Genomic DNA, 21,976 nt, shown 5'->3' on the forward strand with positions numbered 1-21,976 from the left:
CTGCGTAGCCATGGACACAACTCCGGCGGACCGTGCTGGCGCGAAGCACATCCGTGATCAATTAGGCCTGCTCGCCGACCTGGGGTGCGGCTTCCTGGAATCCGGGCAGCCCGGGTGGCGGGTCGGGGAGACGCTGAAGCAGTGCGCGGAAGTTCGCGGGCTGGTGGGGTTCCACTTCACCACCGTCGGACGCCTCGTCATCGTCGAGGCCTCCCTGCCGGACAGCGGCACGGTGACGGTCACGACCTCGGCGAAGGCGCTGGACCTCATTGACTGCACCCGTTCCTGGCAGCTGCACCGGCTGGCCGAGGAAATCATCGGGGAGGGGGAGGACAGGTCCGGCCCCACCGATCGCAGCATCCACTCACTGCACGAGCAGGTCACCCGGCTGCGGGCGATCAGCACTCCGTGGTGGGCGGTGGCTGGCGGCACAACCATGCTCGCCTTCGTGATCTCGATGCAGCTCGGGGTGGGCTGGCAAGCGTGGTTCGCCGCGGCCGGAGTGCAGTTGGTCACGGCCTTCTGTGGTCAGGCATTGGGGAAGTTCCGGATGCCGGAGTTGTTCTCCACCGTGATCAAGTCCGCGATCGCCGGCACCCTGGCGACCGTACTGGTGCTTGTCGACGTGCTCGACCCGGTGGCGGCAGCCGCGGCGATCGCGGTGAACTGGCTGTTGATCATCCCCTTGCCCCAGGTCATCGGTGCGATGACGGACGTTATCGACGGCGACTACCTGTCGGCGGTGACCCGTGCAGGCAGCGTGGTGGTCACCGCGTTCGGCCTGGCGATCGGCGGGGTCTACGTGTTCACCCTCGGGGAGGTGTTGGACATGGATCACCCGTTGATCAGCGATGTTCCGGGGCTGCCCTGGTACCTGGCGTTGGTGTTCTCCGGGCTCGGGGCGTTGGCCAATGCCTTCGCCAACGGCGGTTGGCTGCGGTTGGCGTTGCCGGCGGTGACCATCGGCGTGGTGACCGGTGTGGTCAACCAGTTCCTCCTGGTCGTCGCCGGTGCGTCCACCGTGTGGGCGGCCGCCGGGGCGGCGACCGTCCTGGGCGCCTTGTCGGTGGTGATGGCGGTACGCACGGGTTACCCCGACCACGTCTTCGCGCTGATGGGAGTCACCGGTGCGATCCTGCCCGGCATTGCGGTAGTCTCCGGAATCCTCGAGGTGATGGGCGGGGAGTCCGGGGCGGAGCACTTCGTGTCCGCGATGACCGTGAGCGTGGCGATCGGCACCGGGACGGCACTCGGTGCCTTCGTGGCCAACAGGACGCGGGAGTTCCGGCGGGCACGGCGGGCAGACACCGCAGATGCAGTGACGCCCCGGTGACCGCGTGATTCTCAGGCGCTGGGCTTGGACTTCTTGTTCTGCAGCTGCTTGATGCCGAGCCAGCCGACGAGCACGATCAGCACGATCGGCAGCAGCTTGACGATCAGCGCCACGGCACCGGCGAAAGCGGTGGAGATAGCGATGACCGCGAGGATGAGCGTGAGGATGGTCAGCGCCACTGACAGGCTCTTGCGATTCTGGTCCCAGGCGAACCAGGCACCGGCGCCGGAGAGCGCGCCGAGGATCAGGGTGGTGATGGCGGTACCGAACATGACGGTGTCCTTTCACGGTGCGTGAACTTGAGACTTCGAGCCCCGTGGGGCGGTGTGCCCAGGGGTATCTACGAGCATACGTAACGCCCGTTACTCTCGTAGGGCATGGACACCACGACAGGAACTGAACAGACTAGACCACTGGCCCTCGTCACCGGCGGCTCGCGGGGGATCGGGGCGGCCATCGTCGAGGACCTCTCACGCACGCACCGGGTGATCTCCTGGTCCAGTGCGGACGTGGACCTCAGCGACCCGGCATCGATCGCGCGGGCCGTGGAGCGCCTGCAGGACGGTGAGGCAGGGGAGGCCGGGCTGAACCGGTTGGACGTGCTGGTCCACTCCGCGGGGCTGGCCGGCGAGTCCACGGTCGGGGAGACGGGCTGGGAGACCTGGCAGAAGATGTTCGCGGTGAACGTCTTCGGCGTCGCCGAGCTCACCCGGCTGCTCCTGCCCGCACTGCGGGCGGCCAGCGGCACGGTGGTCGCGATCAACTCGGGTTCCGGCTTCCGCTCCGGGGCGGCCCAAGGCCCCTACTCCGGGACGAAGTTCGCGCTGCGGGCCGTCACGGACGCCCTCCGCGAGGAGGAACGCGGCCAGGTGCGGGTCAGTTCCGTGCACCCGGGCCGCGTCGACACGGATATGCAGGTGGCTCTTCAGGAGGGACGCGGCAATATCGACTACGACGGGACGCGCTACGTCGCCCCGGCGTCGGTGGCCGCGGCGGTTCGCCTGGCGGTGGACACCACCGACGAGGCGATCATCGAGGAGGTGTCCGTCCGCCCGGTCCGCGGCTGAGACTTACTGCTGAACGCTACTTCAGGATCTTGAAGGTCTTGCCGGCGAGCAGCAGGACGGTCATCACCGCGGCGTAGGCGCGCGGCTTGAGGAACTCTGGGCCGCGGATCGGCAGGACGCGCTCGTCGGTGACGTTCTGGGTCTCGGTGTACTTCAGCAGACCGTGGGCACCCTGGCGACGTCCCTGTCCGGACTCGCCGGTGCCGCCCATCTCGTTGTCCACCGAGGCGAAGGCGGCGGCGTAGCCGTCGTTGATGTTCACCGTGCCGGAGAACAGTCGCTCGGCGATGCCGGTGGCGGTCTTCGAGGGGCCGAAGACAGCGGAGTTCAGGCCGTAGTTGGTGTCATTGGCCTTCTCCACGGCCTCATCGTGGGAATCGACCTTCTCGACGTAGACGACGGGGCCGAAGACCTCGCCGCGCTTGATGTCCGCCTCCTCAGAGACGTCGGTGAAGACGGTGGGCTCGTAGAAGTAGGGCCCCAGGTCCGGACGCGCCTTGCCGCCGGCGACGAGGGTGGCACCCTTGTCGACCGCGTCGTCCACCATCTTCTCGACCGTGGACATCTGGCTGGCACCGCTGAGTGAACCCATCTGGATGTTCCAGTCGAATCCGGAGCCGAGCCGCAGGTCCTTGGTGGCCTGGGCGAACTTCGGGACGAAGGCGTCGTAGCGATCCTTGTGCACGTAGATGCGCTCGATGGACACGCACAGCTGACCGGAGTTGGAGAAGCAGCCGGTCAGCACGGTGGGCATGATCTTGTCCAGATCGGCGTCGCCGGTGATGATCATCGGGTTCTTGCCGCCGAGCTCGGCGGAGTAATCGATGAGGCGACGTCCGGCGATCTCGCCGAGCTTCTTGCCGGTCTCCGTGGAGCCGGTGAACATGAGGTGGTCGCACTGCTCGGCGATGGAGTTACCCACCACGCGGCCCGGGCCGGTCACCAGCTGCACGAGACCGCGGGGCATGCCGGACTCGAAGAGGAGCTTGAAGGCGTACAGCGCGGAGAACGGGGTGGAGGAGTCCGGCTTGGCGACGAGCCCATTGCCGGCGGCGAGGGCGGGCAGCGCGTCCGACAGGGCCAGCGTCAGCGGGTAGTTCCAGGGGCTGATCTGGCCGATGACGCCCTTGGGCAGGTGGCGCTCGGTGGTCTTGGTGAGCACCGGCATCACACCTGCACGGTGCTTCGGCTTGAGGAGCTTGTGCACCTGGTTGCCGTAGTAACGGGCGGTGATCGCGCAGTGGATCACTTCCTCGTAGGCGGAGTCACGCGACTTGCCGGTTTCCAGCTGGATGATGTCCATCATCATCTTCTGGTTCTTGAGCAGGGTGTCGTGGAACTTGAGCAGGATCTTCCCGCGCTTCTTCGGGTCGACCTGAGCCCACCGCGTCTGGGCCGCGCGGGCACGACGGAACGCCTCGTCGACGTCGTCTTCCGTGCCGCGGCCGACCCAGCCGATGGTCTCGCCGGTGAACGGGCCCTCGATCTCGAGGCGGTCGCCGTTGTCGATGCTTCCGGTGGCTGCGTTTACGGTGAGGGCCCGGAGCTCGGACGCCAGGGCGTCGGGAAGGGGGCCGGTTGCCAGGGTCTTTTTCGTCATGTGAAGCACAGTATCGAAGAATGGGGGAGCACGTCGCGGAATTGTGTAATCACGCCTACGGGAACACGGGGCGGGGTCTGTACGTTGATATGGTGTACAGCAGTAACCGCGTTCACTCGGGACGTCGGCGTCGGCGACGACGGCCGGCCCAGGTGGGGCCGCGGGGGACACAGACATAGAGAATGTGACGGAAGGACAAAGACGTCGTGAGAAGTTCAAACCCCTTTATGAGTTCGCTGGCCCAGTCGGAGGGCTCCGGGCAGGGCCGCCAGGGGCAGTCCGCCGCATACCAGCAGGGCTACCAGTCCGCGGGGGAGCAGTGGGGCCAGCAGGGTCAGCAGACCCAGCAGCAGCCCGGCTACCAGCAGTCCCCGAATTACGGTGCCCAGACCGGTAGTGCTGACCGCCCGATGACCATCGACGACGTGGTCACCAAGACCGGCATCACCCTGGCGGTCATCGTGGTCATGGCCGCAGTGAACTTCATGATTGCGCAGAGCAACCAGGGCCTGGCGATGACGCTGACCCTCGTCGGCGCCGTCGGCGGTCTGATTGCCGTCTTGATCTCCGCCTTCGGAAAGAAGTACGGCTCCCCGGTAGTCACCCTGGTCTACGCGGCCTTCGAGGGCCTCTTCGTTGGTGGCTTCTCCTTTATGTTCACCAGCGTGGAGTTCAGCGGCGGTGCCAACGCTGGCGCAATGATCTTCCAGGCCGTGCTCGGCACCATCGGCGTGTTCGCCGGCATGCTGATCGTCTACAAGACCGGCGCGATCCGCGTGACCCCGAAGTTCACCAAGATGCTGCTCGGCGCCATGGTCGGTGTCCTGGTGCTGGTGCTCGGTAACTTCGTCTACGCCATGATCACTGGCGAGAACAGCATGCTTCGCGATGGTGGCCCGCTCGCCATCATCTTCTCCCTGGTCTGCATCGGCCTGGCAGCCATGAGCTTCCTCGCCGACTTCGACCAGGCGGACAAGATGATCCGTGCCGGCGCCCCGTCCCGCTACTCCTGGGGCGTTGCCCTCGGCCTGGCCGTCACCCTGGTCTGGCTCTACACCGAGATCCTGCGACTGCTGTCCTACTTCAACAGGGACTAGCAGCCACGGCGTCACCCTCGGGTGACACACAAGAACCGCCCCACCGGATCCTCTCCGGTGGGGCGGTTCTTGTGTGTGGCCACTGGGGCCGATACTGGCCCGTCGCGTCCTACTGCTCAGCGCGCGGCACGTCGCGATCCGGGTCGTAGGGCTCCGCCTTGACCAGGGTCACGGTGATCGTGTCACCCGTCGGGCTCTTGTACTCGCGGGACTCACCCTCCTTGGCGCCGATCAGTGCGGCACCCAGCGGGGCGTCGGTGGAGTAGGTCTCCAGGTCGGGGTTGGAGGACTCCAGACCACGGGTACCGATCAGGAAGGTCTCCTTGTCGTCCTCGTCGCCGTCGTAGTAGATGTGCACCACGGAACCGACCAGGGCCACGCCGGACTCCTGCGGGGCCTCGCCGATGGTGGCGCTGTCCAGCAGCTCCTCGAGGTAGGCGATGCGGGCCTCCTCCTGGCCCTGCTGCTCGCGGGCGGCGTGGTAGCCGCCGTTCTCCTTGAGGTCACCCTCTTCACGGCGCTCGTTGATCTCGGCGGCCAGAGCAGGACGATTCGCCTTCAGTGCGTTGAGCTCGTCGTTGAGCCGGTCGAAGGATTCCTGGGTGAGCCAGGTCGTCTGATTGTCAGCCATGAGCGTTCGCGTCCTCCTGCAGGTAGACCACAGTGTTCGGCCTGTTTTGCCGGACAGGGTCTGAGGTCGTTCGGGAAAAGCCGCGGGGCAGTCCCCACGGCACAGTTGTCGGGGCACAGTGTACCACCAGGGGGATTCGGGTGATTCCCCCGTGCCGTCAGGCTACCGTCACAACACCGTCAGTCTTCGTCAGTCTTCGTCGATGCCGGAGGTGTGTTCGGAGTCGAGGTAGTCGGGGAAGACCGTCGAGCAGCCGTATACGTCGGGCGCGACGGGACGTCCTGATGTCGGGATGTCGACGACCAGGCGGGTGCTGGACGTGCCGCCGGCGGCGACTACCGCCTCGCGGCGTCCGATCTCCGCGCGCGACTGGTCGAGGGCGGTGACGATGCAGTAGGCGGGCTTGTCGGTATCGTCGCGCGTGATGTCGACGGTCATCCGCAGGGTGTCGTCGCCGACGAGCTCGTGGCCCGCGGCGTCGCCGGTGGCCTCGGCACTGGTGCTATTGCGGAACTGCGAGAACACGTAGACACCGACCGCGATCAACAGGATCACGATGCCGATAACGATGAACTTGCCGCTCACACCCTGTTGACGGGAGGAACCGTAGGTCGCCTTGCTCATTCCACAAATCGTAGGCCCTGCCACCATGGAATAGCCAGTCGGACGGATTGGACGCACCCCGGCCGGAAGCGTTGAATGGGAGAGTTGACCGAAACAGACCACATAGACGACAACCGTAAGGGGTGCGACCAGTGAGCGAAGGAGCTCCCGACCGCAGCACAGACAGCACAACCGCCCAGGGCCGTCCCGGTCAGGGCCTGAGGCTCCTGGCCATCCATGCCCATCCGGACGACGAGTCCAGCAAGGGCGCGGCGGCGATGGCACGCTACGCCGATGAAGGCGTGGAAGTCATGGTGCTCACCTGCACCGGTGGCGAACGCGGCAGCATCCTGAATCCGAAGATGGACGTCCCCGGCGTCGTGGACAACATGAACGACGTGCGCCGTCAGGAGATGGCGAAGGCCGCCGACATCCTCGGCGTCTCCCACCGGTGGCTGGGCTACGTGGACTCCGGGCTGCCGGAGGGCGACCCGCTGCCCCCGCTGCCGGAGGGCTGCTTCGCACTCGAGGACACCGAGGCGATCACCCTGGAACTCACCCGGGTGATTCGGGACTTCCGTCCGCACGTGGTCATCACCTACGACGAGAACGGCGGGTACCCCCACCCCGACCACATCAAGACCCACGCGGTGAGCATGCGCGCCTACGACGCCGCTGCCGACCCCGACTACCACCCGGAAGTCGGGCGCCCGTGGGAGGTGCAGAAGGTGTACTACACGCACGGTTTCATCAAGCGCCGATTCGAGTTGCTGGCACAGGCCAGCCTCGAGTCCGGCGATGACAGCGCCACCGTGGCGTTGGACCGGTGGAAGGATATGCCGGACATCATGCCGCGCGTGACCACTCGCGTGGAGTGCGCGCCGTGGTTCGAGCGTCGGGACGACGCCCTGCGGGCGCACGCCACCCAGATCGATCCCGAGGGCCCGTTCTTCGCTGTGCCGACCACCCTGCAACAGCAGGTGTGGACCACCGAGGAGTTCGAGCTCGCCAAGTCCCGGGTGGAGACCTCCCCGCCCGAGGACGACCTTTTCGCCGGCGTCGTGCCCGAATGAGGCTGACGGCCGCTACCTTCGATAGGCTCTGAAGACATGATCACGGTTTCCCCGTCCCTAACCTCCACCGTCTCCCTGGTTGCCCAGGAACAGGTCAACCGCGGCCCGCAGGGCCCGGAGTTCGGTAAGGCGGCACCCGTCGGTCTGCTGGTGATCGTGGGCCTGCTCGTCGTCATCCTCGCCCTGGGGTACCTGTTCAACCGCAGGATGCGCAAGATGCACAAGCGGCGTGACTTCGCCGAGGCCAATGGCATCGACCCGTTCGACATCGACACCATCGATAGGCGGATGGCCCAGGAGGACGCAGCGGACGTGGAGAACACTCGCCGCAACGCCGCCGAACGTGCCGGGCGTCCCGCCGACGAAGAAGATGCAGGTGGCGACCAGCGGTGATTCTCTACTCGCTCTATGAGCGACGACTGCAGCGTGAGCTGAAGGGCCGTCGGCGGCCTAAGCACGTCGCCATCATGTGCGACGGCAACCGCCGGTGGGCCCGCGAGAACGGATTCACCGACGTCTCCCACGGTCACCGGGTGGGGGCGAAGAAGATCGTCGAGGTCGTCGACTGGTGCGACGAACAAGACATCGAGTCGGTGACCGTCTACCTGCTCAGTACCGAGAATCTGCGGCGCAGCGCCGAGGAGCTCGGTCTGCTGATGCGGATCATCGGCGACGTCTCCGACGAACTCGCCGCCGCCAAAGGACGCTTCCGGTTGCACGTCATGGGCCGGCTCGACCTCATCCCCGACGAGCTGCGCGAGCGCATGCGTCATGCCGAGGCGCGGACGGCCGACCACACCGGGGTGCACGTCAACATCGCCGTCGGCTACGGCGGACGGCAGGAGATCGTCGACGGCGTCCAGAAGCTCGTCGACGAGCTCGCGAGCAAGGGGATCGCGCCGGAGGAGATGAGCGCGCACATCACCGACGGCGCTATCGGCGACCACCTCTATACCTCGGGCCAACCGGACCCGGACCTGGTGATAAGGACGTCCGGCGAACAGCGGTTGTCCGGCTTCCTGCTGTGGCAGTCGGCGTACTCCGAGATCTGGTTCACCGACACCTACTGGCCGGCGTTCCGCCGCCTGGACTTCCTGCGCGCGCTGCGCGACTTCTCCGTGCGCGAACGCCGCTACGGCAAGTAGGACGCGCAAAATAGCGCCTAGATCTTGCGCATCCGCACCGACTCCACCAGGTGGTCGGGGCCCTTACGCAGGACCAGGGAGGCGCGCACCCGGGTGGGAAGGATGTTCTCCACCAGGTTCGGCAGGTTCACTGTCTGCCAGATCTCGCGGGCGACGACCAACGCGTCATCGTCGCTCAACGCCGCGTAGTAGCGGAAGTGGGCGTCCGGCTTGCGGAAGGCGGTGTTCTTCAGTTTCAGGAAGCGCTCCACGTACCAGCGTTCGATGTCGCCGCGGGCGGCGTCCACGTAGACCGAGAAGTCGAAGAGGTCGGAGACCATCAACGTGGGCCCCGTCTGCAGCACGTTGAGCCCCTCGACGATGAGGATGTCCGGGCGGTCGACGACGTGCACCTCGTCGAGCCGGTCATACTTCTCGTGGGAGTACACCGGAGCCGGAACCCGAGGTGCGCCCGACTTCACCGCGGTGACGAAGTTGAGCAGGGCCTTCTGGTCGTAGCTCTCCGGGTACCCCTTGCGGCCCATCATGTGCCGCTTGTTGAGTTCATCGGCCGGGTAGAGGAAACCGTCGGTGGTGATCAGGTCCACCCGCGGGCGGGACTCCCAGCGCTGCAGGAGGACCTGGAGCAGGCGGGCGGTCGTCGACTTGCCCACCGCCACGGACCCGGAGACGCCGATGATGAAGGGCACATGGGGCATGTCCTCGCCCAGGAAGGTCTCCGTGGCGCGGTTGAGCTGCCGGATCGCCTCGAAGCGCAGGTCGATCATCCGGGACAGCGGGAGATAGACCTCGCTGACCTCGTCCATGTCGATGTCCTCACCGATACCGCGCAATTCCTCGAGCTCCTCGGAGCTCAGGACCTGGGGCATGGAGCGTCGCAATGACTGCCACTGCGACCGGTCGAGCTCGATGTAGGGGGAGTACTCGTCGGAGTTACGGGCTGGCATGGAGGCTATTGTGCTACCCCGGCACCATGTGGGGCCAATCACCCGCCAGCAATGCCCGCGGGTGTGTCAGGTTATGATGTTTCGTGATTGATCTGATCCAGTGCGGCCCGACGTGAAAGGCGATCCACCCCATGAGCCAGACGAACCACCCAGACCAGTCCCAGCACAACGCTGAACTGGCGGACTTCGATCCGGAGGTGGCCGCGGCCATCGCCGGCGAACTCTCCCGCCAGCGGGACACCCTGGAAATGATCGCGAGCGAGAACTTCGTTCCCCGTGCGGTCCTCCAGGCGCAGGGCTCCGTTCTGACGAACAAGTACGCCGAGGGCTACCCCGGACGCCGCTACTACGGTGGCTGCGAGCACGTCGACGTCATCGAGGATCTGGCCCGCGACCGTGCCAAGGCCGTCTTCGGCGCCGAGTTCGCCAACGTGCAGCCGCACTCCGGCGCACAGGCCAACGCCGCGGTCCTGATGGCCCTGGCCAACCCCGGCGACAAGATCATGGGCCTCTCCCTGGCCCACGGTGGTCACCTCACCCACGGCATGAAGCTGAACTTCTCCGGCAAGCTCTACGAGGTCGCCGCCTACGAGGTCGACCCGGAGACCTTCCGCCTGGACATGGACAAGGTCCGCGAGCAGGCCATCAAGGAGAAGCCGGCCGTGATCATCGGCGGCTGGTCGGCCTACCCGCGTCACCAGGACTTCGCCGCGTTCCGTGAGATCGCCGACGAGGTCGGGGCGAAGCTGTGGGTGGACATGGCCCACTTCGCCGGCCTCGTCGCCGCCGATCTGCACCCCTCGCCGGTGCCCTACGCCGACGTGGTCTCCACCACCGTGCACAAGACCCTGGGCGGACCGCGTTCCGGCATGATCCTGGCGAAGCAGGAGTGGGCCAAGAAGCTCAACTCCGCAGTCTTCCCGGGCCAGCAGGGCGGACCGCTGATGCACGTCGTCGCGGCGAAGGCCGTGTCGATGAAGGTCGCCCAGACGGACGACTTCCGCGACCGCCAGGCACGCACCCTCGAGGGTGCGAAGATCCTCGCCGAGCGCCTCACCGCCAAGGACACCGCCGACGCCGGCGTGCAGGTCCTCACCGGCGGCACGGACGTCCACCTCGTCCTGGCCGACCTGCGCAACTCCGAGCTCAACGGCCAGGAGGCCGAGGACCTGCTCCACGAGGTCGGCATCACCGTCAACCGCAATGCCGTGCCCTTCGACCCGCGCCCGCCGATGGTCACCTCCGGCCTGCGTATCGGTACGTCCGCTCTGGCGTCCCGCGGTCTGGACGCTGCGGCGTTCACCGAGGTCGCCGACGTGATCGGCACCGCCCTCGCCGCCGGCAAGGCGGCCGATACCGAGGCGCTGCGCGCCCGCGTCGACAAGATTGCCGCGGACTTCCCCCTGTACCCGGGGCTGGAGGACTGGAAGATCAACTAACCCGGCTCTAGTGTTGGCGTCATGAACGCTGCACACCGGGCACTGATCGTCGTCGACGTCCAGAACGACTTCTGCCCAGGGGGCTCCCTGGGTACGGAGAAGGGGGCGGACGTCGCGGCGGCGATCACGCAACACCTGCGTGCCCACGGCGAGCGCTACGGCGTCGTCGTGGGGACGAAGGACTGGCACATCGACCCCGCCGGGCACTTCGCGCCCGACGGGGTCGAACCCGATTTTGAGGAGACCTGGCCGGTGCACTGCGTGGCCGGTACGCATGGGGCGCAACTGCACCCGGCGCTGGACGCGTCGCTCGTGGACGCGTGGTTCCTGAAGGGGGAGTACACCGCGGCGTACTCCGGTTTTGAAGGGCACCTGGAGGACGGTGCGGGGGAGGACGGCCTGGCGGCGTGGCTGCGCTCACGCGGCGTCACGGAGGTGACGGTGTGTGGCATCGCCACAGACTTCTGTGTGCGTGCCACGGCCCTCGACGCGGTGGCGGAGGGCTTCACAGTGGAGCTGCTCAGTGAGTTGTGCTCACCGGTGACCGTAACCGGAGGGGCGGTGGCCGTGGAGCAGATGGCCTATGTGGGGGTCACCGTGGCGTGAGCCAATCGGACACACCGCAACCCGGGAGGCTGGAAGGAGAATGAAGGGAGAGGGGATGGGTGGGCATTACTCCTCACCCTATAAGCGTAGTCGACTCTTCCTCAGTTGGATCGACACCACCGAGTCTGCTCGCAGTCATCGTAACTTGCATGACATCGGTGCGATCAGCCAACGCCGATGGCCTCTCTTGCTGAGCTCGCGGCCCATGAGAGAAGTTAGACGATTCCTATTCGGTTGACCCGTCAGACTCGAGCGTAGGCGCCTCTTTGGCTGAAACGCTAAACTTGAGCCTGAGCTTAGGGCATTGCGATGTTCAAAGGCCTTCGAGAAGACAATCTTCACTAGAGCGGTCACGGTGCAAGATTCAGCAGTGGGCTTCTGACCTCATGAAGGTAGCCAATATGCCGAGGTGAAATCACCCTGCCCAGCTTCAGGGCTATTGAAGATTGGGGGCGTTGCACGAGAGGGAAAGGCATCTGGCACAATCGTCAACATGGATTGGGATGAAGCACAAGAGGAAGCCTTTGCGCACCGAAAGGGGGAGGACCTCCGCGACCGCACCGTTGGAGACTGGGTGGCCGAAATCTTAACCCTTCTCGAAGTCGAGGCGGAATTAGAGAAGCGTCTAGAGATGGCTCGAGAGATGACCGGGCGCGCTTTTCTCGACGCATACAATCACAAAATTTCGTACGCGGAGATGAGTCGCAGCGGAGTTCCCCTAACCACCAATGCCATGCGTAACCGCCGGTGGCGCACCGAGGACCGCACCGCGATTCGCGACGGAAGAAACTAGGCGCAGGATGGCTCCGTAGATATTCTGCAATGTGACCTCTGCCTACTTGTTTCGCGTGTCTCGGCCACGAATTCAGACGTGTACCCTTCCGGGGCTTATACCGAAACGTAGTTTTTCACTGTCACGTCTGCGCCGTCTGTGTGGTGTCATTCATGGAAAGAAACTCGAGGTGTATCTAGTCGTAAGTGGTCCGCCTTAGTTGGTTCCGATCGGGCCGGCTTGAGAGCGACCCAACATGAAACTTCACGTTGGTCAAGGAGTGGGAACCTTCGAGTAGATGCGGATTGGATAGTATGAAATTATAATGCGGTGAATGGTTCACCTACTCGCAAGATAAGGTTCAAGTGGAATTATTCAGGCTACGGTAAAGAGGGCTAGTGTGATGGAAGAGCGAAGTATCGAGGAACGGCAGATGAGTTGGCTTTCCGGAGTGCAAGGGTCGGAGAGTGCGCGAGAGTTCGCGGTAAGTGTGGGTATGAATCCTCGGACGTTTATGAATTTCAAGCAGCGTAGGCGTATCTCCGCTGAGGGGGTCATACAAATAGCAAAGGGAAGAAGCATCGACCCCATTGTTGCGCTTTGTGACACTGGCTACGTCGATGAGGTGGAGAAGAGGAGAGAGCTTCCCTACCTGAGCAACTACAAGACTGGGGATCTCACTGAAGAGCTCGTGCGAAGACTACCCCCTTCGGTCGGTCCGGTAGTGAGGGCTACCTTGGAGGCGGCTGCCGTGCAGATGTAAAAGGAATGGGAATGGAGGAAGTCTTCTGGCCTAAAGGCGGAGTGCTCGGGAACGTTGCTTTCGCGGATATTGGGAGCAGAGATATGGCCTCGTAGTTCATGGAAAGACGTTCTATTGAGTCCGTTTGGTTGCAGGCTAGGGCGAGCCTAGGGGTGTGGGCGGGAAGCAAGAGGGCGAGGCAGTCACTTGGTAGGCCGCCGAGCGCTTGAAGGCGAAGAATGCAAGGTTTAGCACCCAACACAAAGCATGAAGGAGATAGTGAGGCCGTCGAGGACCGGGCTTCGGAGGCGGCCAGGGAAGTTCCCTAGGCGTAACCTATTTGCCCTAGTAAGCACCTTGTTTCGATTGACATCGCGCTGACCAACGTCGTCATCTGGAAGAAGGCTCAGTCGTGCGTTTACTCAATTATTGAGGCGTGTTCCTAGTGTCGCGTTTCTGAAGTAGGTTGACGGTTCGCTTTCGCCAGGATCTCATCAGCCGTTTTCGTCCACACGAACGGGTGCTTACGCTTGTTCCACCCGGTGATAAACGCCCGAATCTTCGCGTTCAGATCCTTGACTGAAGTGAACACGCCCCGCTTGATTGCCTGGCGGTCGATGATGCCGAAACACACCTCCACCAGGTTCAACCACGACCCGGACGTCGGGGTGAAATGCACGTGGAAGCGTGGATGTTGCGCCAGCCAGTCCCGTACCTCGGGGGTTTTGTGGGTGGCGTAGTTGTCCATCACCAGGTGTAGATCCTGATCCGGGTAGGCGCGGTCGATCTGGCGTAGGAAGCTCAAGAACTCTTGCCGACGGTGCTTCGGCTTTACAGCCCCGGTGACCGCCCCGGTGGCGACCTCCAATGCGGCGAACAGTGTGGTCGTACCATGTCGCTTGTAGTCGTGGGTGCGTTTCTCAGCGTCACCGATGCGCATCGGCAACATCGGTGCGGTGCGGTCCAGTGCCTGTATCTGGGACTTCTCGTCGACGCACAATACGATCGCGTTGTCCGGCGGATCCAGATATAGCCCGACGACGTCGGTAACTTTGCCGACGAGTTCAGGATCAGTGGAGAATTTGAAGGTCTCGGCCTTCCATGGCTGTACCCCGTAGGCTCGCCACGCTCGCGATACTGTCGCATTTCCTAGCCCGAGATGCTGGCCCAGCAGTCGGGATGACCAGTGGGTCACCCCGTACTTCTTCGGCGGGCGGGTGAGTGTTGCGTACACGATATCCAGGTCACTGACCTGCTTCGGTCGGCCCGAGCGGGCCGCGTCATCGAGTCCGGTGACCCCGGCATCGCGGTAGCGGTTACGCCACTTCCACACCGAGGTTGTCGTGGTGCCGATGGTTTCTGCGATATGCGCATTCGCCATCCCCTCGGCGGCGAGCAGGATGATCCTCGCGCGCTGCACCAGCCCGGCTTTGATGGTTGTGGAGCGGACCCAGGACTCCAGAATCTCTTTGTCGCCGTCGCGTAAGGAAAGTGCAGGTGCGGGGTTGTTGGGCATGGTTCATTCTCCCACACCACGAACCATTAATGAATTAACGAAACGCGACACTAGGTGTGCGAGGAGAAAGGCGTCGCGACTACCGGCGTGGTAAGTCTTCAGCGCCGGCGATTCCGAGGGCGAGGGCCAAGTGCTCGCTTATCAGAAGATCACTCTGCCGACAGCGACACCTCGCGTGAGCGCTGAGGATATGAGTGAGATCGGGAATCCCATATCGAAGGTCCTGGACGACTGTGGGCTAAGGCCTACGACGCCTACGACGTAGGTCGAAGGGGTTCCCTGTATCGCCTACGCATGTTGGAGGTGGCCGGACCGAGTGAGTAGGACGTGCACTCCAACTGCCTCTCCAAAGCTCTCCAAGCGAACCGGAAAAGCGGCTAAGTCTTGGGTTCTAGTGCTCGGGGGAGGGCGACGCCGGTGCTGCGGAGGGCAGCACCCTGGCGGCGTGGCTGCGCTCGCGCGGCGTCACGGAGGTGACGGTGTGTGGCATCGCCACAGACTTCTGTGTGCGTGCCACGGCCCTCGACGCGGTGGCGGAGGGCTTCACGGTGGAGCTGCTCAGTGAGTTGTGCTCGCCGGTGACCGTGACCGGAGGGGCGGTGGCCGTGGAGCAGATGGCCTATGTGGGGGTCACCGTGGCGTGAGCCAATCGGAAGCACAGTAACCCGGGAGGCTGGTCGAACCAGCCTCCCGGGTTGCTGAGTCATGCAGGAGAGTGAGGGGGAGGAGTGGGTACTACTTCTCGCCCTTGGCCAGCTTGCGGCTGATAATCTCCAACATGATCTCGTTGGGGCCGCCGTAGATCGGCTGGACGCGGGAGTCCAGGTAGTGCGTGGCGATCGGGTACTCCAGCATGAAGCCGTAGCCACCGTGCAGCTGGACGGCGGTGTTGACGACCTTGATCTGCAGCTCGGTGGTCAGGTACTTGGCCATCGATGCGGTGGTCTCGTCGAGCTCGCCCTTGACCTTGGCGGCCACGGCGGCATCCACGAAGGACTGCGCGGACTGGATCTCGGTGGCCATCTTGGCCAGCTCCCAGCGGTAGGCCTGGTGGTCGACCAGACGGTTGCCGAAGGTCTTGCGCTCCTGGGAGTGCTTGTAGACCAGGTCGAAGGCGCGGCGGGAGGTCGCGATGGAACCCACGGCGATGGAGACGCGCTCCTGGGCCAGGTTCGTGCGCAGGTAGCCGAAGCCGGCGCCCTCTTCGCCGAGGAGGTTCTCGGCGGGGACCTTGACGTTCTCGAAGGACAGCTCGGCGGTGTCCTGCGCCTTCAGACCGACCTTCTTCAGCGGTGCAGCCTTGGTGTAGCCCTCCATGCCTTCCTCGACGATCAGGAGGGAGACACCGGCACGGCCCTTGGCGGGGTCGGTGATGGCGACGACGATGGTGAAGTCGGCCTGGATGCCGTTGGAGATGAAGGTCTTGGAACCGTTGAGGACGAAGTTGCCGTCCTCGTCGCGCGGGGCGGTGGTGCGGATGCCTGCGAGGTCCGCGCCGGCACCGGGCTCGGTCATGGCGATCGCGGCGATCTTGTCACCGGCGCACAGCGGGCGGAGGAACTTCTCCTTCTGCTCGTCGTTGGCGAAACGCTCGAGGTAGGGGATCACCAGGTCATTGATGACCTGGAGGGAGACGATGACCGAACCGCAGTCGGCCTCGGCGAGCTCCTCGGAGAGGATGGCGTTGAAGCGGTAGTCCTGCATTCCGCCGCCGCCGAACTCCTCGGGGGAGGTGATGCCCAGCAGGCCGAGGTTGCCGGCCGCCTTGAACATGGTGCGGTCGCTGAAACCCTGCTCGTGCCACTTGTCGACGTAGGGGCGGACCTCGGCGTTGACGAAGTCCTTGCAGGTCTCCCGGAACATGTTGTGTTCCTCGTCGAAGATGGTGCGGGGGAGGTAGTTCTTCATTGCGTCCTTCCGGATCGGAGCCGAGGGCCGTGGAGGGGGCAATAACCTTGTCCATGTGATCCACGTCTCTTAGATGTTACAAATTCATATTAACCATCGTGTGGAGAAAGGGGTAATGACAGCCCAACCTGGGGGAGGATTGTGGGGTGGGAAACAATATCGTCGACAGCGAGTACCGGATCACAGTGAGCTCGGGAAGGGGGCGAGCGGAGGTCCCGGAGGGGCCCCGAGGTTCGAGGGCATAGGCCGCCGACCGCGGGGGCAGAGGGTGGGGGTGGTGCTGTGGGCGGAAAGCCTGACGGGCAAAATGGCAGGTCAGAACAAGTTAGGGCAGGCTTTCACGAATTACATCACGCGAATGTTGTTTAATTGTTGACACACCGGTTTAGGTCTCGCTAACCTCATGGATGTGTCGAAGGCTAGTCACCTCGACGCACTGCAGTTGTGGATCAGCCGCAACGGCAGGTGGAACCCAGGGTTCAGTCCGAATCCGCGCGATCCGGCTTCCTCTTCTCACCGGATCGACGCGCTCGGGCTGCGGCACCTCCAACGCGCTGCCCTGGACTGCAGTTCACCTGCCCGTCGCGGCACAGCGGAGAAACTTCGCGACACCGGATTCGTCACCCGGCGCTCGCGCTCTCCACGAGGGCCCCGCCCTCCCGGTTCGTCACCCGGGAGGACGGGGCCCTCACTTTTTTCATTGCGAACCCCCGCCAGGGGCCGAAATCGAGCGTGGGATGGTTGAACCCGCAGATTCAACCATCCCACGCTCGATCTTGGCCCTTCGTGCCCCCCCTTGCGCCCCGCCCCCCTTGCGCCCCGCGCCCCTTGCGCCCCGCGCGGCGGGAAGGCCCCTACTCCTGAGAGTCGGCCTCGGCGTCACCGGCCGTGCGGTTCTCCGCCAGGGAGCTCCGGGCGCTGCGCAGCCAGTCAGGCTGGTTCTCCAGCAGCGCCTTGATGTCGGCGGTCGTCAGCGGCTTGTCCATGTCATTGGCCTTCAACGCGGTGATGGTGATGCCGAGCTTGCGGGCCACCTCCGGTCGCGGGTGCGGGCCTTCGCGGCGCAGGTCCTGCAGCCACTCGGGCGGGTTGTTCTGCAGGGCCACGAACTCGTCGTGGCCGAGCGTGCCTTCCTGGAAGGTCTCTGGGGTCGCGGGAAGGTAGATGTTCAGCTTCTTTGCCGCGGTCTGGGGTTTCATCCGGTCACTCATACCTGCAGAGTCTAACTGGTCGACCCGTGGGGGATACGATGGTCACCATGCAATACCTGAAGGTCGTCTTCGCACCCGGTGCCGTCCCCGGTAAATGGTTCGGCAGGTTCGACGAGCGCATGGACGGCTGGAAGGCCGCTTCCGCCTCGGCGGACGACCCGCTGGCCTACGTCCTCAGCGGGGCGGCAGATATCGCCCTCGTCCGTTTGTCCGACGGTTGGGACGGTATGGCGGACAGCAACGTGGACGATTCAGCGATGGAGCGTCTTGGCCTCCACCGGGTCGTCCTCTACGACGAGCAGCCGGGCGTCGCCGTGCCTAAGGAGCACGTGCTGGAGGCCGTGGGGGAGAACGAGGAGGTCACCGCCGCCGACATGGACGGTGAGATGGTGCTCTACCGTGGCGTGGACCCGGCGGCGGTGCGCGAGCACCTCGACGTGGTCGCGTCCAATGTCGGTGTGGTCGTCGCCCCGCGCCCGCTGCTGCGCGCGGTGAACCGCCGCGGCGTCGTCCACCGGCGCCTGGCGGGGCAGTCGCCGACCCGCATCGCGCTGGTATGGCTGCGTGAGCGCGACGACGACGTCGTGCAGCAGTTCGTCGGCATCTGCCGTGGCCGGCGCTCTTCCAGCTCCCGCTAGTCTCCCGGTGAGTTCACCCAGACTTCATCTCACAACCATGTGATCTACACGTGTGCTTCCTAGCCTCGGGGGCATGACCAGAGCCACCGTCGCCACCTCAACCACCCCCACTCCCACCGCCGCCGCTTCCGGAACCCCGGGCGCGGTGCGCACGTACGTCATCGACACCTCCGTCCTGCTCTCCGACCCGTGGGCGCTGCTGAAATTCGCTGAACACAGCGTGGTCCTGCCCATCGTGGTCGTCAGCGAGTTGGAGGCCAAGCGTCAGCACCCGGAACTCGGCTGGTTCGCCCGCCAGGCCCTCGGCTTGCTCGAAGACCTGCGCCGCACTAGCGGTCGCCTGGACCGCGCCATCGAGGTCACCCCGGACGGCGGAACGCTGCGCGTGGAACTCAACCACGTCGACCAGTCCGTCCTACCCGCCGGGCTGCGCGCCCGCCCGGACGACGGCGCGGACAATGACCGGCGCATCCTCGCTTCCGCGCTGAACCTGCGCGCCGAGGGCAACAACGTCACCCTGGTCACGAAGGACGTCCCGCTGCGCGTGAAGGCCGGCGCGGTGGGGCTGGACGCCGACGAGTACCGCGCGCAGGACGTCGTCCTCACCGGCTACGAGGGCATGGTCACCGCAGAGGTGAGTGCCTCTCTCATCGACGGGCTCTTCGCCGACGGCGCGGTGGACGCCACCGGGGAGGTGGAGGACGCCGTGGACCTGCCGGTGCACTGCGGCGTCCAGCTGACCGCCGGCAGCCAGTCGGCGCTGGCGCGGGTGGCGTCCAACGGGGTGTTGCGCCAGGTCCCGCAGGACCTGGAGGCATTCGGCCTGCGGGGACGCAGCGCCCGCCAGCGCGTGGCGCTGGACATCCTGCTCGACGAGGAGGTGGGCATCGTCTCGCTCGGCGGCTCCGCCGGTACCGGCAAGTCGGCGCTGGCGCTGTGCGCGGGGCTGGAGGCGGTGCTGGAACGCCAGTCGCACCGTCGGATCGTGGTTTTCCGTCCGCTGCACGCCGTCGGCGGCCAGGACCTCGGCTACCTGCCCGGCGACGGCGTCGAGAAGATGAACCCGTGGACGCAGGCCGTGTATGACACGCTCGACGGGCTGGTCAGCGAGAACGTCCTCGACGAGATCGATGATCGCGGCCTGCTGGAGGTGCTGCCGCTGACGCACATCCGCGGACGGAGCATCCACGACAGCTTCGTCATCGTCGACGAGGCGCAGTCGCTGGAACGCAATGTGCTGCTCACGGTGCTGTCCCGGCTGGGACGCAACTCTCGGGTGGTGCTCACCCACGACGTGGCCCAGCGCGACAACCTGCGCGTGGGACGCCATGACGGTGTGCTCGCCGTGGTCGAGAAGCTCAAGGGCAACCCGCTGTTCGCGCACGTCACCCTGACTCGATCCGAGCGTTCAGCCGTGGCAGAACTGGTCACCAGCCTGCTGGAAAAGGGCTGATGCGCTGCACGGCTGCGCGGAGGTCCCGGCACGTTTACAATGCCTTGCATGACATTCAAGATTCGTCCCATGCGGAGGGACGACTACGCCCAGGTGGCGCGCATCCAACAGTCGGGCATGGACACCGGGCACGCGACCTATGAGGGGGAGGCCCCCACCTGGGACGGTTTCACCGAGCACAAGATCGGTGACCTCATGTTCGTCGCCGACGAGGACGGGGACGTCCTGGGCTGGGTCTCGGCGGCCAAAGCGTCGCGCCGCGAGGTATTCGCCGGGGTGGTGGAGGATTCGGTCTATATTGCGCCGGACGCCGCCGGACGCGGCGTAGCAGGGGCACTACTGGACCACATGATCCAGGCGGCGACCGATGCCGGATATTGGGCGATGCACTCCACGGTGTTCCCGGAGAATCAGGGATCGTTGAAGCTGCACCTCTCGCGTGGTTTCACCGAAATCGGCGTGGCACACACGATGGCCCGTATGAACTACGGGCCGATGGAGGGTCGCTGGCGCGACATCCTCCTGCTGGAAAAGATCCTCGAGGGAGGGCCCGCGTACCCGGAGTACCGGGAACGCGTGGGCGGCTAGTCGACGGTGTCCTTGAGCTTCTCCTGACGGGTGAAGATCAGGACAATGCCGGCGATGACCGCCAGGGGGATCAGCACGGTGAAGATCGGGACCAGTGCATCGTTGTAGCTGGTGATCACGGCCTCGTGCAGGGCGCCGGGCAGGTGGCTGACCATGTCCGGGGTGATGCTGTGCGACCCGGAGTCCGAGAAGGAGTCGGCGTAGTCTGCCGCGTCCGAACCCATCTCCTGCATTGCCCCCGGGACACGCTCACCCATGAGCGACTGCAGGCGCGAGGTGAACACCGAACCGACGACGGCCGAGCCGACGGACATACCGATCTGGCGGAAGAAGTTGTTCGAGGCGGTGGCCGTGCCGACCATGCTGACCGGGAAGGCGTTCTGCACGATCAGCACGAGGATCTGCATGGCGCAGCCCAGGCCGAAGCCGAAGACGAACAGCACCAGGCCCAGGTGCAGCAGGCTGTCGTGGGTCTCCAGACCGCCGAGCAGGAACAGGCCCACGGCGGTGACGAACATTCCGACGACCGGGTACCACTTGTAGTTGCCCGTGCGGCTGACGATGATGCCCACCACGATCGAGGTCGGCATCATGCCGAGGATCATCGGGATCATCATCAGACCGGCCTTGGTCGGGGACATCCCGTGGACCATCTGGATGTAGGTCGGCATGTAGGACAGGGTGCCGAGCATGACCACACCGATGACGAGGCCGGCGAGGGTGCACAGCACGAAGTTGCGGTTGGTGAACAGGGTCATCGGGATCAGCGGTTCATCCGCCTTGAGCTCGACGAAGACGAAGAGCACTGCACAGACCACGGTGGCGATGATCAGGCCGATGATGGTGACCGAATCCCAGTCGTAGTCCTTGCCGCCCCAGCTGAGGAAGAGGATCAGGCAGGTGGCGAAGCCGGCCATGAAGACCGTGCCCCAGATGTCGAGCTTGGCGTGTCCGCTGCCGCGGGCCGGAAGGTGCATGGCGAAGACGGCGATCGCGATGGCGATCAGGGCCAGCGGCACGTTGAACCACAGGGCCCAGCGCCAGCCGGGGCCGTCGGTGAAGAAGCCACCGAGCAACGGGCCGAGCACGGAGGACAGGCCGAAGACGGAGCCCATCAGGCCCATGTACTTGCCGCGCTGACGTGCCGGGATGATATCGGCGATGATGGCCTGGGACAGCACCATCATGCCGCCGCCGCCGAGGCCCTGGATGGCGCGGGCGACGATGATGATCCAGATGTTCTGGCCCAGCGCACCAACGACCGAACCGATCAGGTACATGCTCAGGGCGAAGATGAACAGCGGCTTGCGGCCGATCTGGTCACCGAGTTTGCCGTAGATCGGCAGGCCGATGGTCTGGGCCAGCAGGAAGGCGGTGATCACCCAGCTCATCTGGTCCACGCCGCCGAGCTCGCCGACGACGGTCGGCAGGGCGGTGGCGAAAATGGTCTGGCCCAGGGAGACCAGCAACATGCCGAGCATGAGGCTGGCGAAGACCAGGGGGATGTTGTTCTTCGAGGCGGTGGTGGCCTCTGGAGTCGTCGGCGACGACTCTACTTTCTCAACGGGGCTCATGGAGGATCTCTTCTCGTGCTTTCTTACGCAAGT

The 21,976-nt window shown here is 64.9% G+C and carries 23 protein-coding genes; 14 read left to right on the forward strand and 9 right to left on the reverse strand.

All coding sequences use genetic code 11. The features are described from left to right. Positions 1 to 10: 10 nt before the first annotated feature. Positions 11 to 1,333 carry a threonine/serine exporter family protein gene (locus tag ACT3SZ_RS11135; RefSeq protein WP_444618617.1) on the forward strand — a complete coding sequence of 441 codons (1,323 nt, stop codon included), beginning with the start codon at positions 11 to 13 and terminating at the stop codon, positions 1,331 to 1,333. A gap of 11 nt (positions 1,334 to 1,344) precedes the next feature. Here the strand turns inward: ACT3SZ_RS11135 and ACT3SZ_RS11140 are convergent, their stop codons facing one another. Next, entirely contained in the window at positions 1,345 to 1,605 is a 261-nt protein-coding gene (locus tag ACT3SZ_RS11140; RefSeq protein WP_444618618.1) for a hypothetical protein, read from the reverse strand. 105 nt (positions 1,606 to 1,710) lie between these two features. Here ACT3SZ_RS11140 and ACT3SZ_RS11145 point away from each other — a divergent pair, with 105 nt between their 5' ends. Further along, positions 1,711 to 2,400 (forward strand): SDR family oxidoreductase, encoded by a 690-nt coding sequence (locus ACT3SZ_RS11145; RefSeq protein WP_444618619.1) that lies wholly within the window; start codon positions 1,711 to 1,713, stop codon positions 2,398 to 2,400. Positions 2,401 to 2,416: 16 nt separating this feature from the next. Here the strand turns inward: ACT3SZ_RS11145 and ACT3SZ_RS11150 are convergent, their stop codons facing one another. Beyond that, a complete protein-coding gene (locus ACT3SZ_RS11150) occupies positions 2,417 to 4,000 on the reverse strand; it encodes a succinic semialdehyde dehydrogenase (protein WP_444618620.1) in 1,584 nt (527 codons plus the stop codon). A gap of 206 nt (positions 4,001 to 4,206) precedes the next feature. Here ACT3SZ_RS11150 and ACT3SZ_RS11155 point away from each other — a divergent pair, with 206 nt between their 5' ends. After that, positions 4,207 to 5,097, forward strand: a complete 891-nt coding sequence (locus ACT3SZ_RS11155; protein WP_444618621.1) for a Bax inhibitor-1/YccA family protein — start codon at positions 4,207 to 4,209, stop codon at positions 5,095 to 5,097. A gap of 109 nt (positions 5,098 to 5,206) precedes the next feature. Here ACT3SZ_RS11155 and greA read toward each other — a convergent pair whose 3' ends face one another. Both greA and ACT3SZ_RS11165 read right to left on the reverse strand, forming a co-directional pair. Continuing rightward, positions 5,207 to 5,728, reverse strand: a complete 522-nt coding sequence (greA, locus tag ACT3SZ_RS11160) for a transcription elongation factor GreA (protein WP_301442766.1) — start codon at positions 5,726 to 5,728, stop codon at positions 5,207 to 5,209. A gap of 189 nt (positions 5,729 to 5,917) precedes the next feature. Continuing rightward, positions 5,918 to 6,352, reverse strand: coding sequence for a DUF4307 domain-containing protein (locus ACT3SZ_RS11165; RefSeq protein ID WP_444618622.1), 435 nt, complete (start codon positions 6,350 to 6,352; stop codon positions 5,918 to 5,920). Positions 6,353 to 6,609: 257 nt separating this feature from the next. Between ACT3SZ_RS11165 and mca the strand changes: the two genes are divergently transcribed. The 3 genes from mca to ACT3SZ_RS11180 are packed head-to-tail and all read left to right on the forward strand — an operon-like array spanning position 6,610 to position 8,549. After that, a complete protein-coding gene (mca, locus tag ACT3SZ_RS11170; protein ID WP_444619029.1) occupies positions 6,610 to 7,404 on the forward strand; it encodes a mycothiol conjugate amidase Mca in 795 nt (264 codons plus the stop codon). A 36-nt stretch (positions 7,405 to 7,440) separates the two neighbouring features. Further along, positions 7,441 to 7,797 (forward strand): hypothetical protein, encoded by a 357-nt coding sequence (locus tag ACT3SZ_RS11175; protein ID WP_444618623.1) that lies wholly within the window; start codon positions 7,441 to 7,443, stop codon positions 7,795 to 7,797. Next, on the forward strand, positions 7,794 to 8,549 hold the full coding sequence (locus ACT3SZ_RS11180) for an isoprenyl transferase (RefSeq protein WP_444618624.1): 756 nt from the start codon (positions 7,794 to 7,796) through the stop codon (positions 8,547 to 8,549). Before ACT3SZ_RS11175 ends, ACT3SZ_RS11180 begins: the two co-directional genes overlap by 4 nt. 17 nt (positions 8,550 to 8,566) lie before the next feature. On the opposite strand, the gene coaA is transcribed toward ACT3SZ_RS11180, so the two are convergent. Then, on the reverse strand, positions 8,567 to 9,496 hold the full coding sequence (gene coaA / locus ACT3SZ_RS11185) for a type I pantothenate kinase (protein WP_444618625.1): 930 nt from the start codon (positions 9,494 to 9,496) through the stop codon (positions 8,567 to 8,569). A 131-nt stretch (positions 9,497 to 9,627) separates the two neighbouring features. Here coaA and glyA point away from each other — a divergent pair, with 131 nt between their 5' ends. The 4 genes from glyA (at position 9,628) to ACT3SZ_RS11205 (ending at position 13,076) form a co-directional block, all read left to right on the forward strand. Continuing rightward, positions 9,628 to 10,935, forward strand: a complete 1,308-nt coding sequence (gene glyA, locus ACT3SZ_RS11190) for a serine hydroxymethyltransferase (protein WP_444618626.1) — start codon at positions 9,628 to 9,630, stop codon at positions 10,933 to 10,935. Between the two features lie 21 nt (positions 10,936 to 10,956). Then, entirely contained in the window at positions 10,957 to 11,541 is a 585-nt protein-coding gene (locus ACT3SZ_RS11195; RefSeq protein WP_444618628.1) for an isochorismatase family protein, read from the forward strand. Between the two features lie 493 nt (positions 11,542 to 12,034). Further along, positions 12,035 to 12,334 carry a hypothetical protein gene (locus ACT3SZ_RS11200; protein ID WP_444618630.1) on the forward strand — a complete coding sequence of 100 codons (300 nt, stop codon included), beginning with the start codon at positions 12,035 to 12,037 and terminating at the stop codon, positions 12,332 to 12,334. A 493-nt stretch (positions 12,335 to 12,827) separates the two neighbouring features. Continuing rightward, entirely contained in the window at positions 12,828 to 13,076 is a 249-nt protein-coding gene (locus ACT3SZ_RS11205) for a hypothetical protein (RefSeq protein WP_444618632.1), read from the forward strand. Between the two features lie 421 nt (positions 13,077 to 13,497). On the opposite strand, the gene ACT3SZ_RS11210 is transcribed toward ACT3SZ_RS11205, so the two are convergent. Beyond that, entirely contained in the window at positions 13,498 to 14,571 is a 1,074-nt protein-coding gene (locus ACT3SZ_RS11210) for an IS630 family transposase (protein WP_444618634.1), read from the reverse strand. A gap of 479 nt (positions 14,572 to 15,050) precedes the next feature. Here ACT3SZ_RS11210 and ACT3SZ_RS11215 point away from each other — a divergent pair, with 479 nt between their 5' ends. Continuing rightward, positions 15,051 to 15,215, forward strand: coding sequence for an isochorismatase family protein (locus ACT3SZ_RS11215; RefSeq protein ID WP_444618636.1), 165 nt, complete (start codon positions 15,051 to 15,053; stop codon positions 15,213 to 15,215). Between the two features lie 91 nt (positions 15,216 to 15,306). Here the strand turns inward: ACT3SZ_RS11215 and ACT3SZ_RS11220 are convergent, their stop codons facing one another. Continuing rightward, complete coding sequence (locus ACT3SZ_RS11220; protein ID WP_444618638.1) at positions 15,307 to 16,479, reverse strand: acyl-CoA dehydrogenase family protein; 1,173 nt, start codon at positions 16,477 to 16,479, stop codon at positions 15,307 to 15,309. 854 nt (positions 16,480 to 17,333) lie between these two features. Beyond that, on the reverse strand, positions 17,334 to 17,678 hold the full coding sequence (locus ACT3SZ_RS11225; RefSeq protein WP_444619030.1) for a DUF5997 family protein: 345 nt from the start codon (positions 17,676 to 17,678) through the stop codon (positions 17,334 to 17,336). Between the two features lie 59 nt (positions 17,679 to 17,737). Here ACT3SZ_RS11225 and ACT3SZ_RS11230 point away from each other — a divergent pair, with 59 nt between their 5' ends. The 3 genes from ACT3SZ_RS11230 (at position 17,738) to ACT3SZ_RS11240 (ending at position 20,369) form a co-directional block, all read left to right on the forward strand. Continuing rightward, the gene (locus ACT3SZ_RS11230; protein WP_444618640.1) at positions 17,738 to 18,328 is read left to right on the forward strand and encodes a hypothetical protein; all 591 of its coding nucleotides are present in this window, start codon (positions 17,738 to 17,740) and stop codon (positions 18,326 to 18,328) included. Positions 18,329 to 18,401: 73 nt separating this feature from the next. Continuing rightward, positions 18,402 to 19,781, forward strand: coding sequence for a PhoH family protein (locus ACT3SZ_RS11235; protein WP_444618642.1), 1,380 nt, complete (start codon positions 18,402 to 18,404; stop codon positions 19,779 to 19,781). Between the two features lie 48 nt (positions 19,782 to 19,829). Further along, positions 19,830 to 20,369 (forward strand): GNAT family N-acetyltransferase, encoded by a 540-nt coding sequence (locus ACT3SZ_RS11240; protein ID WP_301443346.1) that lies wholly within the window; start codon positions 19,830 to 19,832, stop codon positions 20,367 to 20,369. Here the strand turns inward: ACT3SZ_RS11240 and ACT3SZ_RS11245 are convergent. Further along, entirely contained in the window at positions 20,366 to 21,943 is a 1,578-nt protein-coding gene (locus ACT3SZ_RS11245; RefSeq protein ID WP_444618645.1) for an MDR family MFS transporter, read from the reverse strand. The genes ACT3SZ_RS11240 and ACT3SZ_RS11245 overlap by 4 nt on opposite strands. Positions 21,944 to 21,976: the final 33 nt, after the last annotated feature.

Origin of the sequence: Corynebacterium sp. AOP40-9SA-29 (assembly GCF_052377405.1) — a bacterium.
GTDB lineage: Bacteria > Actinomycetota > Actinomycetes > Mycobacteriales > Mycobacteriaceae > Corynebacterium.

Excerpts from the sequence above, each read along its gene's own strand:
- ACT3SZ_RS11135 (WP_444618617.1), top strand. The coding sequence starts at position 11 with ATGGACACAACTCCGGCGGACCGTGCTGGCGCGAAGCACATCCGTGAT.
- ACT3SZ_RS11140 (WP_444618618.1), bottom strand. The coding sequence starts at position 1,605 with ATGTTCGGTACCGCCATCACCACCCTGATCCTCGGCGCGCTCTCCGGC.
- ACT3SZ_RS11145 (WP_444618619.1), top strand. The coding sequence starts at position 1,711 with ATGGACACCACGACAGGAACTGAACAGACTAGACCACTGGCCCTCGTC.
- ACT3SZ_RS11150 (WP_444618620.1), bottom strand. The coding sequence starts at position 4,000 with ATGACGAAAAAGACCCTGGCAACCGGCCCCCTTCCCGACGCCCTGGCG.
- greA (WP_301442766.1), bottom strand. The coding sequence starts at position 5,728 with ATGGCTGACAATCAGACGACCTGGCTCACCCAGGAATCCTTCGACCGG.
- ACT3SZ_RS11165 (WP_444618622.1), bottom strand. The coding sequence starts at position 6,352 with ATGAGCAAGGCGACCTACGGTTCCTCCCGTCAACAGGGTGTGAGCGGC.
- mca (WP_444619029.1), top strand. The coding sequence starts at position 6,610 with ATGGCACGCTACGCCGATGAAGGCGTGGAAGTCATGGTGCTCACCTGC.
- ACT3SZ_RS11175 (WP_444618623.1), top strand. The coding sequence starts at position 7,441 with ATGATCACGGTTTCCCCGTCCCTAACCTCCACCGTCTCCCTGGTTGCC.
- coaA (WP_444618625.1), bottom strand. The coding sequence starts at position 9,496 with ATGCCAGCCCGTAACTCCGACGAGTACTCCCCCTACATCGAGCTCGAC.
- glyA (WP_444618626.1), top strand. The coding sequence starts at position 9,628 with ATGAGCCAGACGAACCACCCAGACCAGTCCCAGCACAACGCTGAACTG.
- ACT3SZ_RS11195 (WP_444618628.1), top strand. The coding sequence starts at position 10,957 with ATGAACGCTGCACACCGGGCACTGATCGTCGTCGACGTCCAGAACGAC.
- ACT3SZ_RS11200 (WP_444618630.1), top strand. The coding sequence starts at position 12,035 with ATGGATTGGGATGAAGCACAAGAGGAAGCCTTTGCGCACCGAAAGGGG.
- ACT3SZ_RS11205 (WP_444618632.1), top strand. The coding sequence starts at position 12,828 with ATGAATTTCAAGCAGCGTAGGCGTATCTCCGCTGAGGGGGTCATACAA.
- ACT3SZ_RS11210 (WP_444618634.1), bottom strand. The coding sequence starts at position 14,571 with ATGCCCAACAACCCCGCACCTGCACTTTCCTTACGCGACGGCGACAAA.
- ACT3SZ_RS11220 (WP_444618638.1), bottom strand. The coding sequence starts at position 16,479 with ATGAAGAACTACCTCCCCCGCACCATCTTCGACGAGGAACACAACATG.
- ACT3SZ_RS11225 (WP_444619030.1), bottom strand. The coding sequence starts at position 17,678 with ATGAAACCCCAGACCGCGGCAAAGAAGCTGAACATCTACCTTCCCGCG.
- ACT3SZ_RS11230 (WP_444618640.1), top strand. The coding sequence starts at position 17,738 with ATGCAATACCTGAAGGTCGTCTTCGCACCCGGTGCCGTCCCCGGTAAA.
- ACT3SZ_RS11235 (WP_444618642.1), top strand. The coding sequence starts at position 18,402 with ATGACCAGAGCCACCGTCGCCACCTCAACCACCCCCACTCCCACCGCC.
- ACT3SZ_RS11240 (WP_301443346.1), top strand. The coding sequence starts at position 19,830 with ATGACATTCAAGATTCGTCCCATGCGGAGGGACGACTACGCCCAGGTG.
- ACT3SZ_RS11245 (WP_444618645.1), bottom strand. The coding sequence starts at position 21,943 with ATGAGCCCCGTTGAGAAAGTAGAGTCGTCGCCGACGACTCCAGAGGCC.